This window comes from Novosphingobium resinovorum, assembly GCF_001742225.1.
Classification (GTDB): Bacteria; Pseudomonadota; Alphaproteobacteria; order Sphingomonadales; family Sphingomonadaceae; genus Novosphingobium; species Novosphingobium resinovorum_A.
This window is the reverse complement of record NZ_CP017075.1, coordinates 2,894,583-2,908,098: the sequence shown is the minus strand read 5'-3', so window position 1 is coordinate 2,908,098 and position 13,516 is coordinate 2,894,583. Positions and strand designations below refer to the sequence as shown.

General features: G+C 65.5%; 15 protein-coding genes. 11 read left to right on the top strand and 4 right to left on the bottom strand.

Annotated features, from left to right (window positions below):
* The first annotated feature begins 285 nt into the window (after positions 1 to 285).
* The 5 genes from hemE to BES08_RS13585 all read left to right on the top strand — a co-directional run bounded on the left by hemE (position 286) and on the right by BES08_RS13585 (position 4,434).
* Positions 286 to 1,311 carry a uroporphyrinogen decarboxylase gene (gene hemE, locus BES08_RS13605; protein WP_069708616.1) on the top strand — a complete coding sequence of 342 codons (1,026 nt, stop codon included), beginning with the start codon at positions 286 to 288 and terminating at the stop codon, positions 1,309 to 1,311.
* Between the two features lie 45 nt (positions 1,312 to 1,356).
* A complete protein-coding gene (locus BES08_RS13600) occupies positions 1,357 to 1,797 on the top strand; it encodes a CopD family protein (protein ID WP_008832525.1) in 441 nt (146 codons plus the stop codon).
* A 13-nt stretch (positions 1,798 to 1,810) separates the two neighbouring features.
* Positions 1,811 to 2,146, top strand: a complete 336-nt coding sequence (locus BES08_RS13595; protein WP_069709262.1) for a hypothetical protein — start codon at positions 1,811 to 1,813, stop codon at positions 2,144 to 2,146.
* Between the two features lie 278 nt (positions 2,147 to 2,424).
* Positions 2,425 to 3,681 carry a transcription termination factor Rho gene (gene rho, locus BES08_RS13590; protein ID WP_008832527.1) on the top strand — a complete coding sequence of 419 codons (1,257 nt, stop codon included), beginning with the start codon at positions 2,425 to 2,427 and terminating at the stop codon, positions 3,679 to 3,681.
* A 15-nt stretch (positions 3,682 to 3,696) separates the two neighbouring features.
* The gene (locus BES08_RS13585; protein WP_081799005.1) at positions 3,697 to 4,434 is read left to right on the top strand and encodes a TerC family protein; all 738 of its coding nucleotides are present in this window, start codon (positions 3,697 to 3,699) and stop codon (positions 4,432 to 4,434) included.
* Between the two features lie 50 nt (positions 4,435 to 4,484).
* On the opposite strand, the gene BES08_RS13580 is transcribed toward BES08_RS13585, so the two are convergent.
* Both BES08_RS13580 and BES08_RS13575 read right to left on the bottom strand, forming a co-directional pair.
* On the bottom strand, positions 4,485 to 5,453 hold the full coding sequence (locus tag BES08_RS13580; protein WP_069708615.1) for a quinone oxidoreductase family protein: 969 nt from the start codon (positions 5,451 to 5,453) through the stop codon (positions 4,485 to 4,487).
* 11 nt (positions 5,454 to 5,464) lie between these two features.
* The gene (locus BES08_RS13575) at positions 5,465 to 6,163 is read right to left on the bottom strand and encodes a dienelactone hydrolase family protein (protein ID WP_069708614.1); all 699 of its coding nucleotides are present in this window, start codon (positions 6,161 to 6,163) and stop codon (positions 5,465 to 5,467) included.
* A gap of 101 nt (positions 6,164 to 6,264) precedes the next feature.
* Between BES08_RS13575 and BES08_RS13570 the strand changes: the two genes are divergently transcribed.
* From BES08_RS13570 to BES08_RS13545, 6 genes are all read left to right on the top strand, one after another.
* The gene (locus BES08_RS13570) at positions 6,265 to 6,525 is read left to right on the top strand and encodes a DUF6489 family protein (protein ID WP_008832531.1); all 261 of its coding nucleotides are present in this window, start codon (positions 6,265 to 6,267) and stop codon (positions 6,523 to 6,525) included.
* A gap of 37 nt (positions 6,526 to 6,562) precedes the next feature.
* Positions 6,563 to 7,840 carry a tRNA uridine-5-carboxymethylaminomethyl(34) synthesis GTPase MnmE gene (mnmE, locus tag BES08_RS13565; RefSeq protein WP_069708613.1) on the top strand — a complete coding sequence of 426 codons (1,278 nt, stop codon included), beginning with the start codon at positions 6,563 to 6,565 and terminating at the stop codon, positions 7,838 to 7,840.
* A gap of 67 nt (positions 7,841 to 7,907) precedes the next feature.
* Positions 7,908 to 9,755: a tRNA uridine-5-carboxymethylaminomethyl(34) synthesis enzyme MnmG gene (mnmG, locus tag BES08_RS13560; protein WP_069708612.1), complete on the top strand. Its 1,848-nt coding sequence runs from the start codon at positions 7,908 to 7,910 to the stop codon at positions 9,753 to 9,755.
* Positions 9,752 to 10,393: a 16S rRNA (guanine(527)-N(7))-methyltransferase RsmG gene (gene rsmG / locus BES08_RS13555; protein ID WP_069708611.1), complete on the top strand. Its 642-nt coding sequence runs from the start codon at positions 9,752 to 9,754 to the stop codon at positions 10,391 to 10,393. Before mnmG ends, rsmG begins: the two co-directional genes overlap by 4 nt.
* On the top strand, positions 10,390 to 11,166 hold the full coding sequence (locus tag BES08_RS13550) for a ParA family protein (protein WP_008832535.1): 777 nt from the start codon (positions 10,390 to 10,392) through the stop codon (positions 11,164 to 11,166). Before rsmG ends, BES08_RS13550 begins: the two co-directional genes overlap by 4 nt.
* Positions 11,163 to 12,125: a ParB/RepB/Spo0J family partition protein gene (locus BES08_RS13545; RefSeq protein ID WP_069708610.1), complete on the top strand. Its 963-nt coding sequence runs from the start codon at positions 11,163 to 11,165 to the stop codon at positions 12,123 to 12,125. The genes BES08_RS13550 and BES08_RS13545 overlap by 4 nt, the downstream gene beginning before the upstream one ends.
* Before the next feature lie 89 nt (positions 12,126 to 12,214).
* Here the strand turns inward: BES08_RS13545 and BES08_RS13540 are convergent, their stop codons facing one another.
* Positions 12,215 to 12,871, bottom strand: coding sequence for a glycine zipper 2TM domain-containing protein (locus tag BES08_RS13540; protein ID WP_069708609.1), 657 nt, complete (start codon positions 12,869 to 12,871; stop codon positions 12,215 to 12,217).
* A 151-nt stretch (positions 12,872 to 13,022) separates the two neighbouring features.
* Entirely contained in the window at positions 13,023 to 13,505 is a 483-nt protein-coding gene (locus BES08_RS13535) for a free L-methionine (R)-S-oxide reductase MsrC (RefSeq protein ID WP_069709261.1), read from the bottom strand.
* Positions 13,506 to 13,516 lie beyond the last annotated feature (11 nt).

Genomic DNA, 13,516 nt, shown 5'->3' with positions numbered 1-13,516 from the left:
GAGCCCGGTGACAACTCGGTGAAAACTCCTCAGCGGCATTTCCTGCCCGCTATGGGGATTCACCGAGTCAGTTTCTGGACAGGCGGGCCGACTCTTCCCACACCCTGTGGACAAGGCGAACAACCTTTCGTTGACTCACTCTCGTCCAAGAGTCGCATCTGACTCTTCAATCTGTTCATCCGGGGGTAAATCGGGCAAGGCGAGCCAATCCCCGATATCCACAGGGCCAACAGACTCCATCATCCTTATATAAAATTTCTATTTTTTTTGTTGGGACGTGACGCGATGCCCGGAATCCTCCTCGAAACTCTGCGCGGAAACAACGCGCGCAGGCGGCCGCTGTGGCTCATGCGCCAGGCTGGCCGCTACTTGCCCGAATACCGCGAGTTGCGCGCCGAAAAGGGCGGTTTTCTCGCGCTCGTCTACGATACGGACGCCGCCGCCGAGATCACCCTGCAACCGATCCGCCGTTTCGGCTTCGATGGCGCCATTCTGTTCTCCGACATCCTCATCGTGCCTTACGCGATGGGGCAGGACCTCCAGTTCCTCGCCGGAGAGGGGCCGAAACTGACTCCCCGGCTTGTGGACAATGCGCTGGAGGGGCTGACTCAGGTGCCCGAGCGTCTTTCGCCGATCTACGAGACCGTGCGGAAGGTTCGCGTGGCGCTCGATAGCGACAAGACGATGCTCGGTTTCGCCGGTTCGCCCTGGACCGTCGCGACCTACATGGTGGCAGGCGAGGGGAGTCGCGACCAGCACGACACCCGCGCCATGGCCTATCGCGATCCGGGCGCCTTCGGAGCAATCATCGATGCGGTGATTCAGGTGACCGTGGAATACCTGTGCGGCCAGATCGAGGCCGGCGCCGAAGCGGTGCAGCTGTTCGATTCATGGGCAGGCAGTCTCTCGCCCGCGCAGTTCGAGCGCTGGGTGATCGCCCCCAATGCCGCGATCACCGCTGCCGTGAAGGCGCGTCACCCCGAGACTCCGATCATCGGCTTCCCGAAGGGCTCGGGCGAGAAACTTCCCGCCTATGCCCGCGAAACCGGAGTCGACGCGGTCGGAATCGACGAGACCATCGACCCGATCTGGGCCGCGCGCGAACTTCCCCAAGGGCTGCCGGTGCAGGGCAATCTCGATCCGCTGCTCCTGCTGGCGGGCGGCGAGGACCTCGACCGGCAGGCCCGCGCGGTGCTTGACGCATTCGCGGACCGTCCCCACGTGTTCAACCTCGGCCACGGCATCGGCCAGTTCACCCCGATCGCGAATGTCGAGCAGTTGCTGGCGATCGTTCGCAGCTGGGAGCGTTGAGTCTCGGTTGAGACTGGCATGACGACGCGCTAAAGGGCTTCCACCATGGCAATTCTCGCAAGTCTCTATCCCTGGCTCAAGGCCGGGCACGTCATCTTCGTGATCTTCTGGATGGCGGGGCTGTTCATGCTGCCGCGCTATTTCGTCTATCACCAGGAGAGCGATCCCGGCTCGGCGGAGGAAGCGCGCTGGGTCGATCGCGAGGCGAAGCTGCGGTCGATCATCCTGACGCCCTCGATGGTGCTCACGTGGGTTCTGGGGGTGCTTACAGCGCTTTCGATCGGTGCGTTCGATCAAGGGTGGCTTCATGCCAAGTTGCTCTTCGTGGTGGCTCTCTCGGGCTATCACGGCTGGCTGGTCGGTTATGCGAAGAAGCTGGCGCGCGGCGAGCGGCCGCTGACCGGCAAGAAGCTGCGCCTCCTGAATGAGGTTCCGGGCCTGGCGGCGGTGGTGATCGTCATTCTGGTGGTCGTGAAGCCGTTCTGAACGGAGTGAAGTGATGATCGTTTCCCTGCTTGCCGCCGCGTTGTCTCTCTCCGCGCTGCCGCAGGCAGATCAGGACGATCTTCACTGTCTGGCCTATCTCTCGGTTGCGGCCGGGAAGGTGCAGGGGGACTTGCGGACGAAAGTGGACGGCGGCGCGCTGTACTACTTCGGCCGGATTCAGGCGCGTTCCCCGCAACTGGACATCACTGCCGCGCTGGACGCGATCCTCGAGGCGCCGGGGTACGGGGCACAGACCTATCAGGCCGACAAGGCGCGCTGTCATGCCCAGCTGGACCCGCTCGCAGGGCAGTTCGAGACTTGGAAGGACAAGTACGAGGGCGCTCGCTAGGCCCACCCCGCTGCGACTAGCTTCGCCTTCGGCTCGGCAAGTCTCGCTCCCATCCTGCTTGCGGGAGGGGTTGGGGGTGGGCTTTCGCGCCTCGATTTCGATTCACCCCACCGGCCTGCCGCCCTGCGGATTGACTCGTTGACCGAGCCGCCGCGAATGCGTATCTGAGCGGCGTTCCGGCAACAGGGCGCGAGCCTTTGTCTCCTGCCTGGATCTGCTTTCCCCAAGCCCATCGATCCCGCCGGCCGACACTACAAATCCATCTGGAATTCACGAAAATGCATCTCAAAGAACTCAAGAAGAAGTCATCGGCCGAGCTGGTCGAAATGGCAGAGGAACTGGGCGTCGAAAGCGCCTCCACGCTGCGCCGCCAGGACCTGATCTTCGCCATCCTCAAGGAAGTGGCCGAAGACGGTGAGGAAATCATCGGACAGGGCACCATCGAAGTGCTGACCGACGGTTTCGGCTTCCTGCGCAATGCCGAGGCGAACTACCTCGCCGGCCCCGACGACATCTACGTCTCGCCGAACCAGGTCCGTAAATGGGGCCTGCGCACCGGTGATACCGTCGAAGGCGAAATCCGCGCCCCCAAGGAGGGCGAGCGCTACTTCGCCATCACCAAGCTGATGAGCGTCAACTTCGACGATCCCGACGCGGTGCGCCACCGCGTCAACTTCGACAACCTGACGCCGCTCTATCCGAACGAGCGCCTCCGCCTCGACTCCCTCGACCCCACGGTCAAGGACAAGTCGGCCCGCGTGATCGATCTCGTCTCGCCGCAGGGCAAGGGCCAGCGCGCGCTGATCGTGGCGCCGCCGCGCACGGGCAAGACCGTGCTGCTGCAGAACATGGCCAAGGCCATCACCGACAACCACCCCGAGGTGTTCCTCCTCGTCCTGCTCGTCGACGAGCGCCCCGAGGAAGTCACCGACATGCAGCGCAGCGTGAAGGGCGAGGTCATCTCCTCCACCTTCGACGAACCCGCGCAGCGCCACGTCCAGGTCGCCGAAATGGTGATCGAGAAGGCCAAGCGCCTCGTCGAGCACAAGCGCGACGTGGTCATCCTGCTGGACTCGATCACTCGTCTCGGCCGCGCCTACAACACCGTGGTGCCCAGCTCGGGCAAGGTGTTGACCGGCGGTGTCGACGCGAACGCCCTGCAACGCCCCAAGCGCTTCTTCGGCGCCGCGCGCAACATCGAGGAAGGCGGCTCGCTTTCCATCATCGCCACCGCCCTGATCGACACCGGCAGCCGCATGGACGAAGTCATCTTCGAAGAGTTCAAGGGCACCGGTAACTCGGAAATCGTCCTCGACCGCAAGGTGGCCGACAAGCGCATCTTCCCGGCGCTCGACGTCGGCAAGTCCGGCACCCGCAAGGAAGAACTGCTCGTGGCGAAGGATCAGCTCACCAAGATGTGGGTCCTGCGCCGCATTCTCATGCAGATGGGCACCATCGACGCGATGGAGTTCCTGCTGGACAAGATGAAGGACTCCAAGACCAACGAGGACTTCTTCGCCACGATGAACCAGTAGGCGCCCGGGGAGACGATGTTGGATATCCTGACGATCCTTGCCGCAGCACCCCAAGCGGCAGGGGGTATCCAGAGCCCGGCGGAGATCTGGCACCACATCGTCACCGACTTTGCGAACATCGGCACCCCGGCGGCGCTTTCCGCGTTCCTCCAGGTGCTGATGATCGACGTCGTCCTTGCGGGCGACAACGCGATCGTCGTCGGCGCACTGGCGGCGGGGCTCCCGGCAGACCAGCGCAAGAAGGTCATCGCCATCGGTGTCCTCGCCGCGCTGGTCCTGCGCATCGGCTTCGCGCTGGTGGTGACCTGGCTGCTGGGCATAGTCGGCCTCGTCTTCGCCGGCGGCCTGTTGCTGCTGTGGGTCGCGTGGAAGATGTACCGCGAACTGCACCATAGCCCGGTGGGCGAGCATTCCGTCGGCTCGCCCGAGATCGAGGGCGACGAACGCTCCGGTCTCGCGCCTTCCAAAAGCTTCGCTTCAGCCGCCATTTCGGTGGCGGTGGCGGACGTGTCGATGTCGATCGATAACGTGCTCGGCGTGGCCGGTGCCGCGCGGGAGCATCCCGGTATCCTCATCGTCGGCCTGATCGTTGCGGTGGCGATGATGGGCCTCGCCGCGAATTTCATTGCGCGGTACATCGAGCGGTATCGCTGGATCGGATGGGTCGGGCTTGCCGTGATCCTCTATGTCGCGGTCAAGATGATCTATGAGGGGTGGACTGATCCAACCCTTGGAATTATCACGCTTTTTTGAGATTGAGAGATAAATCTGGGGCAGTGGCCCCAGATTTATCCTGCCTGCTTCTACGGAACCAGGATCGTAGATCCCGTCGTCGACCGACTCTCCAGAGCCCGATGCGCATCCGCTGCGTCCTTCAGAGCGAAGGTCTGCCCGATCTTCGGCTTCAGCACTCCCGAAGCAATCCGATCGAACAGCTTCTTCGCGCTCGCCGCCAGCAGTTCGGGCGTCGCTACATGGTCCGCCAGCGTCGGCCGGGTGACGTAGAGCGATCCCCCTCGCATCAAATCGAGCAATGCGATCGGCGGCACCGTGCCAGACGCATTGCCATAGCTGACCATCATCCCACGCTTGCGCAGCGAGGCGAGCGACGCCTCCCAGGTTGCGGCGCCGACGCCGTCGTAGACGACGTTGCACATGGCCCCGCCGGAGATGTCCCGTACCGCCTCGGGCAGTTCGGCAAAGGGGCAGTGCAGCGAGTGTTCTCCCGGCACTTGCGCGGCTTTCTCGGCGCTGCCCGAGTGTGCAATCACCGTCACGCCCTTGTCGAGCAGCCAGGGCACCAGCAGAGAGCCCACGCCCCCTGCCGCGGAATGCACGAGCGCGACGTCACCCGCCTTCGCGGGGAAGGTGTCTTCGGCCAGATAGCAGGAAGTCAGCCCCTTGAGCATCACGGCGGCGGCGATTTCGGGTGCGACGCCTTCAGGGATGCGCATGGCCTTGGCGGCGGGGATCGCGCGATGCGTGGCATAGGCCCCGCCGTTCTGCGTCGTGCCGACGCGGTCACCCACCGCGAGGTCGGCGACGCCTTCGCCCACTGCGACAATCCGCCCGACGCTCTCGGAGCCGAGGCTGATCGGCAGGGCATCGGGGTAGAGGCCCTTGCGATAATAGGTATCGATGAAATTGAGCCCGACCGCTTCGGTCTCGATTACCACTTCGCCGGGAGCAGGCGACGGGATCGCGAAGTCCTCCCGCTCGATGACTTCCGGGCCACCGTGGGCGCGCACGATCATGCGATAGCTGCTGGTCATGTCCCGTCCTCTCAGCCGATGTGCGCGGCGAAGAAGGCTTCGGTGCGACCGTCGGCAAGTTCGGCGCCGGCCTCGTCGCGGCGCGCACCTATCTCAGCCGCGAAGCCATGGTCGAGCCCTTCGTAGTCATGCAGCGTGACCTTCGGGTGATCGTCCAGTCCTTCGTGCATCGCCTTCTGCGCTTCGGGGCTGACGAAGTGGTCGGCGGTGGGGATATGCAGCATGAGGGGGCGGGCGATCGCGTGCTTCTCGTTCAGCATCTGGTCGATCATCACGCCGTAGTAGCCGACCGAGGCGTCGATGTCGGTCCGCGCGGCGGCCATGTAAGCGATCTTGCCGCCCATGCAGAAGCCGACGAAGCCGACTTTCTCGACCTGCTTCTCGCGGCGGATCCAGTGGATCGCGGCTTCGATATCCCGCATGCCGAGGTCGAAGTCGTGGCTCATCATATGGCCCAGCGCGGCCTGCATTTCCGCCTCTACGTAAGGGCTCAGCTCGATGCCCGGCTTCTGCCGCCAGAACGTGTCAGGGGCGACTGCGAGATACCCTTTCGCGGCCCACTGGTCGGCCTTGCGGCGGATGCCTTCGTCCACGCCGAAGATTTCCTGCTGCACGATGATCGCGCCGCGCGGCGTGCCTTCGGGAGCGGCGACGTAAGCAGGGAAGGTGCCGTCACCGTCGAGGGTGGGAATCTCGGTGTTCGTGGCCATGTCTGTTCTCCTGTTCGCTTTGCGGCGAGTAAGGCACTTGGATTGGACTTTGCCAAGCGCATGTGTCAGTCATGCTGCGATAATTCAGCGGGAGCCGAGCGATGAAGGTCAATGTCGAGGTCGAATGCTCCCCTGAAGAGGCGCGCCGTTTCCTCGGCCTGCCCGACGTCACCCGTGCGAACGAGGCTTACGTCGATGCGCTGACCAACGCGATGCAAGGCACCACCAACTTCGACCAGATGAACGAGCTGGCCAAGCAGGTCGCGCCGATGGGGCAGATGGGGCTGAAGCTGTTTCAGCAGTTCCTCGAAAACGGCGTGGCCATGGCGATGAGCGGCGCCAAGCCAAAGAAGGGCGAGTAGCGTCCGCTTCGCCTCCCTGCTAGGGGAGGGCGGGCATATGGACGATACGATCTTCGCGCTTTCCAGCGGCTCTCCGCCTGCCGCCATCGCCGTAATCCGGATAAGCGGACCGAGAGCCGGCGAGGCGCTGTCGAGCCTTGCCGGGGCCATCCCCACACCGCGTCGCGCCAGCTATAAGCGCCTGAGTGTTTCACGTGGAACAGTGCTCGACCATGCGCTTGTTCTCTGGTTTCCCGGGCCGAACACGGCAACCGGCGAGGACCTGGCCGAACTGCATCTGCATGGTGGCAAGGCCGTCGTCGCTGCGGTCGAGGGGGCACTGGCCGATCTTCCCGGTTTGCGCCGCGCCGTCCCGGGGGAGTTCACCCGCCGTGCATTCGCCAATGGCCGCATCGATCTTGCCGAGGCCGAGGGGCTGGCCGACCTGCTCTCGGCCGAGACCGAACTGCAGCGGCGCAGCGCCATCGCCATGGCGGGCGGGGCCTTGTCCCGGCAGGTGGATGACTGGCGCATGCGAGTGCTCACCGCATCGGCGTCGGTGGAGGCGGTTCTCGATTTCGGGGATGAAGACGATGTCGCGGACCTCCCTGCCGACTTCATCGCTCGCATCGACGCCCTGGCGACCGAAGTGTCCGACTGGCTCTCGCGTCCCCGCGCGGAGACTCTGCGCGAGGGCTTTCGCGTGGTGCTGGCCGGTCCGCCAAACGCAGGCAAGAGCACCTTGTTCAATGCGCTGGTAGACGACGAGGCGGCGATCACCGCGCCACTGGCCGGAACCACCCGTGACGTCCTGACGCGCGCCGTCGCGATCGGCGGCGTGCCGTTCGTCTTCGCCGACACTGCCGGTCTGCGCGACGACACGGACGATGTGATCGAGGCGATCGGTATCGATCGCGCCCGTGCGGCGTTGGACCGTGCCGACCTCGTGCTGTGGCTTGGAGCGGCGGGGGAGGGGCCTGACGCGGCGTGGGAAGTGACCCCGCAGATCGACACACCCTCAGCTCGGCCGAACCCGGCTGCGCGCCATGCGATTTCAGCGGTGACCGGCGAGGGCCTCGATGCCCTGCGCGATGACCTTATCGAGACTGCGCGGCACGCGATGCCGCGACCCGGTGATGCGGCCCTCAATGCGCGGCAGCATGCGTTGCTGACCGATGCCGAACTGGCCTTGCGCGCGACACGGCATGAGACCGACCCGTTGCTGGTCGCGGAGTGCCTGCGCCGCGCGCGCGTGGCGTTCGATGGTTTCGTCGGCCGGGCGACGACCGAGGACATGCTCGACGCTCTGTTCGCCCGCTTCTGCATTGGAAAATGAGCGATGTTCCACGTGGAACATGCCGAGGTGCTTTGACGTGAAATCCGCGACGCGGTAAGGCGACGTCATGCACTCCTTCGATGTGATCGTGATCGGCGGCGGCCATGCCGGCTGTGAGGCGGCGGCAGTGGCCGCCCGCATGGGCGCGCGCGTGGGGCTCGTCAGCTTCGACCTCGACGCGGTCGGGGCGATGAGCTGCAACCCGGCGATCGGCGGACTGGGCAAGGGCCATCTCGTGCGCGAGGTCGATGCCTTCGACGGACTGATCGCGCGAGCGGCGGACGCAGCGGCGATTCACTATCGCATGCTCAACCGGTCGAAGGGCAGTGCGGTTCAGGGCCCGCGCGTGCAGGCGGATCGCGTACTGTTCAAGGCGGCGATCCAGCGGCTGCTCAAGGAGCAGGGCGATCTCACGCTCGTCGCTGGTGAAGCGTCTGCGCTGGTGCTCGAAGGCGGCCGCACGGTCGGTGTCGATCTTGCCGACGGCACCCGGCTGAGCGCGCCCGCGACGATCCTGTGCACCGGCACGTTCCTCGGCGGCACGCTGTTCCGGGGTGAGGAGCGTCTGGTCGGGGGTCGCATCGGCGAGGCATCGGCGCAGCGGCTCGCCGCGCAGATGCGCGATGCGGCGCTGCCGATGGCGCGGCTCAAGACCGGCACGCCGCCCCGGCTCGACGGGCGCACCATCGACTGGTCACGTCTGGGCGAGCAGCCTTCGGACGGCGAGGCCTGGACCATGTCGCCGATGGAGCAGCGGCGCGCGGTGCCGCAGGTGTTCTGCGCGATCACCCGGACCAACCCGCGCAGCCATGACGTGATCCGCGCGAACCTCCATCGGTCCCCTCTGTTCTCCGGCGCGATCGGGGCGCAGGGGCCGCGCTACTGTCCCTCGATCGAAGACAAGATCCACCGCTTCGCCGACCGGGACGGGCATCAGATCTTTCTGGAGCCCGAGGGGCTGACGACGCACCTCGTCTATCCCAATGGCATCAGCACCTCTCTTCCTGCCGACGTACAGCTGGAAATGCTGCGCACAATGGACGGGCTGGAGACGGTGGAAATGGTCGTGCCGGGCTATGCCGTCGAGTACGACCACATCGATCCGCGCGCCTTGCGGACCAGTCTGGAACTGCGCGAGATTCCCGGGCTCTATTGCGCGGGCCAGATCAACGGCACGACCGGATACGAGGAAGCGTCCGCGCAGGGTCTGGTCGCCGGGCTTCATGCTGCGGCTTCCGTGCTCGGCCGCGATGCGCCTGCGCTCGACCGGGCGAACAGCTACATGGCGGTGATGGTCGACGACCTTACGCTGCACGGCGTCAGCGAGCCTTACCGCATGCTGACCGCGCGCGCGGAGTATCGTCTGCGTCTACGCGCCAACAATACGACGACTCGCCTGACGCCTCTGGCAATCGAGGCCGGGGCCGTGACCGCTGCGCGCCGGGACTGGTTCGCTCGCCGCGAGGAGGCGAGGGCGGCTCTGGGCCAGGCGTTCGATGCGCCCTTGGCCTCGACTGAACTGGCGGCGGCGGGACTGCCGGTTCGCTCCGATGCCGGGCGTCTGCCGCTGCGCGAATGGTTGCGCTTCGGCGGTGTCGATATGGCCGGGCTGTCGCCGTGGATCGATCCCACCCTTCGCGCCGACGCCGATCTCGTCGAGGAGATGGCCGAGGACGCGGCTTATGCGCCTTACCTTGAAAGGCAGGAGCGCGAACTGCGGGACTTGCGCGCCAGCGAAGCGCTGAGCCTCGGCGACGATTTTCCTTACGACCGGATCGCCGGCCTCTCCCGCGAGATGGTTGAGCGGCTGACGAGGGCGCGTCCCGCGACCCTAGCGGCAGCAGGACGGATTCCGGGAATCACTCCGGCGGCGCTGGCGGCGTTGCTTGTCCATGCCCGCAGGGAGGCCGCGTGATCACGACCGAAGATGAGGCGCGCGAATGGCTGCGTGCGCTGCCCGAATGCGATGCGATGGCAATGGAGCGACTGGAACTGCTCGTCGCCATGCTGGCGGAAGAGAACCAGCGCCAGAACCTCGTATCGGCCGCCAGTCTAGATCAGGTCTGGCTGAGGCATATTGTCGATAGCGCGCAGTTGCTGCCGCATGTTCCACGTGAAACATCGACGCCCTGGATGGACCTTGGAACCGGCGCGGGATTTCCAGGGCTGGTGATCGCGGCGCTTCGGCCCGAATGCGAAGTGGTGATGGTCGAATCGCGCGCGCGGCGAATCGAATGGCTCGACCGCGCGCGAATCGCGATGGGACTCGATCGCGCCTCGATTGCCGGACAACGCCTCGAACTGGTCGAAAGTCGTCAGGCAGCCGTCATCTCCGCGCGTGCTTTTGCGCCTCTCGACAAATTGCTGACGTTATCCGCGCGATTTTCCACAAGTGACACCGTGTTCCTGTTGCCCAAAGGGCGGTCTGCCGGTCAAGAATTGCAGGACCTTCGCAAGTGGCGGCATGTGTTCCACGTGGAACAGTCCCTGACGGACCCGCAGGCGGGCATCATTGTCGGCACCCTTGCCGACGGGAAGGGTAAGATCGGGTGATTCGCATTGCCATCGCCAACCAGAAAGGCGGCGTCGGAAAGACGACGACGGCAATCAATGTCGCGACCGCGCTTGCCGCTACCGGGTGGAAGACACTCCTGATCGACATCGACCCGCAGGGCAACGCATCCACGGGAATCGGGGTCGGGGCCTCGGAACGCGGAGCGTCGTCCTACGACGTGCTCGTCGACAAGGTGCCGGTGTCGCAGTGCGTCATGCCGACGCGGATTCCGAATCTCGATCTGCTGCCCGCGACGGTGGACTTGTCCGGGGCCGAGGTCGAACTGGTCAGCGCCGACGACCGCGCGCATCGCCTGCAGCGCACGCTGACCCCGGACCTCGGCTACGACGTCTGCCTGATCGACTGCCCGCCCTCGCTGGGCCTGCTGACGCTCAACGCGCTCAATGCCGCCGATACCCTGCTGGTGCCGCTGCAGTGCGAGTTCTTCGCGCTCGAGGGGCTCAGCCAGCTGCTGCAGACGGTGGAGCGGGTGCAACAGCGCTTCAACCCCGATCTCGGCATTATCGGCATCGCGCTGACCATGTACGACCGCCGCAATCGTCTGACTGAACAGGTCTCAGACGACGTGCGCTCCGTGCTGGGCAAGCTGGTGTTCGAGACCGTCATTCCGCGCAACGTGCGCCTCTCCGAAGCGCCGAGCCATGGGGTTCCGGCGCTCATCTACGATCACGCCTGCGCCGGCAGCCGCGCCTACATGGCGCTCGCGCGCGAGCTGATCACCCGATTGCCCGAAAAGAGGAAAGCGGCATGAACGACGACTCCATCGTGCGCTTCAGCGTACCCCAGCCCAAGGCGGGCGGGCAGAAGCCCAAGGGTCTTGGCCGTGGCCTCGGCGCGCTGCTGGGCGAAAGCCGACGCGAGGAGCCGGTCCCGGCGACGGGCGAGGGCGGTACGGTCGCGCCTACGCGCGGTGGCCTGGCGGTGCTGTCGATCTCCGACATCAAGCCCGATCCGCATCAGCCGCGTCGCTATTTCGAGGAATCGGCGCTGGAGGAACTCGCCGCGTCGATCGCGCAGCGCGGGGTGATCCAGCCCATCATCGTGCGCCCGCTCGATAATGGCCGTTACCAGCTGGTCGCCGGTGAGCGGCGCTGGCGTGCGGCGCAGAAGGCGCAGCTTCACGAGATTCCGGCGCTGGTCCGTGAACTGTCCGACCGAGAGGTCATGGCGCTGGCGCTGATCGAGAACCTCCAGCGCGAGGACCTCAATCCGATCGAAGAGGCGCGGGCCTACAACCGCCTTGCCGAACTGGAGGGCATGACTCAGGCGGAGATCGCCCGCATGGTCGACAAGAGCCGCAGCCATGTCGCCAACTTCCAGCGCCTGCTCGCTCTGCCCGACGGCGTGATCCTGCTGGTCGAGAAGGGCGATTTGTCGATGGGCCATGCCCGCGCCCTGATCGGCTGCGACGACGCCGAGGACATAGCGGTGGCTGCCGTCTCCAAGCAGATGTCGGTGCGCGACGTGGAAAAGCTGGTGCGCAAGAAGCAGCGCGGCGACGTGGCACCCCGCCGTTCCGCACGCGCGGCGCGGAGTGGTTCGGAGGATGCGGACATCGCGGCGGTGCAGAACCACCTCGAGGAATTCCTCGGCTTGCCGGTGAAGATCAGCGCCGATGCCGATCCTTCGACCGGCACCGTGACGATCCGCTATGCCACGCTCGATCAGCTCGACCTGATCTGCCAGCGGCTGACCGGCGGCGCGATCTGAACTTTCGTCATTGCGAGCGAAGCGAAGCAACCCAGGGCAGCAATAGGCCGCTCTGGGTTGCTTCGCTTCGCTCGCAATGACGAAGTGATTTACTTGATCGGCACCCGCTTGTCGGGGACGATCTTCACGCGCTTGTCCGGGACCACCTTGCTGCGGCGGGGAATGACGCGGCGGGCGGGGCGGACCGGCACGTCCTCGTAGACGTATTCGACGGTCTCGGTGCAGTTCGGCTTGGGCTGGGCGACCGGGACCATCATCATGGGCTGGGTCATGCAGCAACCCTGCGCCGGGTAGCCGTAGGCGGGGTAGTAGCCCTGCGGCGCGTAACCGGGGTAAGCGCCGCCACGCTCGTAGCGGGCATAATAGTCGTCGAGATAGGCTTCGCATTCGTCGCGGTTGCGGCCGCGATCCTCGGCCTTGTCGATGGCCGCTCCGGCGACGGCGCCTACGGCCGCGCCTGCTACCGTGCCGACGGTACGATTGCCGCGCCCCGCGATGCGGTTGCCCGCAACGCCTCCGACCAGGCCGCCGATGACCGCGCCACCGACGCCGGAATCGCGCGAGGACAGGCGCTGACGGCAATCCGCGAGCCAGGCTTCGCGCGGATCGTAGCCGCGCCCGTCATAGTCCCGATCATAACCGTAGGGACCGGCTTCGGATTCGCGGTGCGGGCCATCATGGGCGAGCGCCGGTGATGCGGCTAAGGACAGCGTCGCGATGACGACGGCATGCAGGGGAAGACGCATCGAGGGCACCCTTTCGCGAGAAACGCGGGGCGATGAAAGTCAGCCCCGTCAGTTAACGCGAAATTTAGCATCGTGATCCGCGCAAAACCAAGCGTCTTGCGCGGATGTGCTGCCGGTGTCCCGTTTTGGTGCGGGCTCAGATGGCCAGAGATCAGATGGCCAGCGAGGCGACCTGTGCGAGAAGCTGCATCCCGGCAGCGTCCTCGTCATCGAAGCGGCCGGGGGTGGGGCTGTCGAGATCGATCACCGCAATGACCTTGCCGTCGCGCAGAACCGGCACCACGAGTTCGGAGCGGCTGTCGGCGTCGCAGGCGATGTGGCCGGGGAAGGCATGGACGTCGGGCACGACCTGCGTGGTGCCGAGCGCTGCCGCCGTACCGCATACACCGCGGCCGAAGGGGATGCGGATGCAGGCGGGCTTGCCCATGAACGGGCCGAGCACCAGCTCGTCCTCCACCGTGCGATAGAAACCGGCCCAGTTGAGGTCGGGCAAGAACTGCCAGATCACCGCCGCCAGATTGGCCATGTTGGCGATGGGATCGGGCTCTCCCTGCACCAGCGCATCGGCGGCGCGGGCGAGGGCGCTGTAGAGTTCGGGCTTGGGGAGATCGGCGTCTGCGGCAAAGTCGTACATGCTGCGCATTT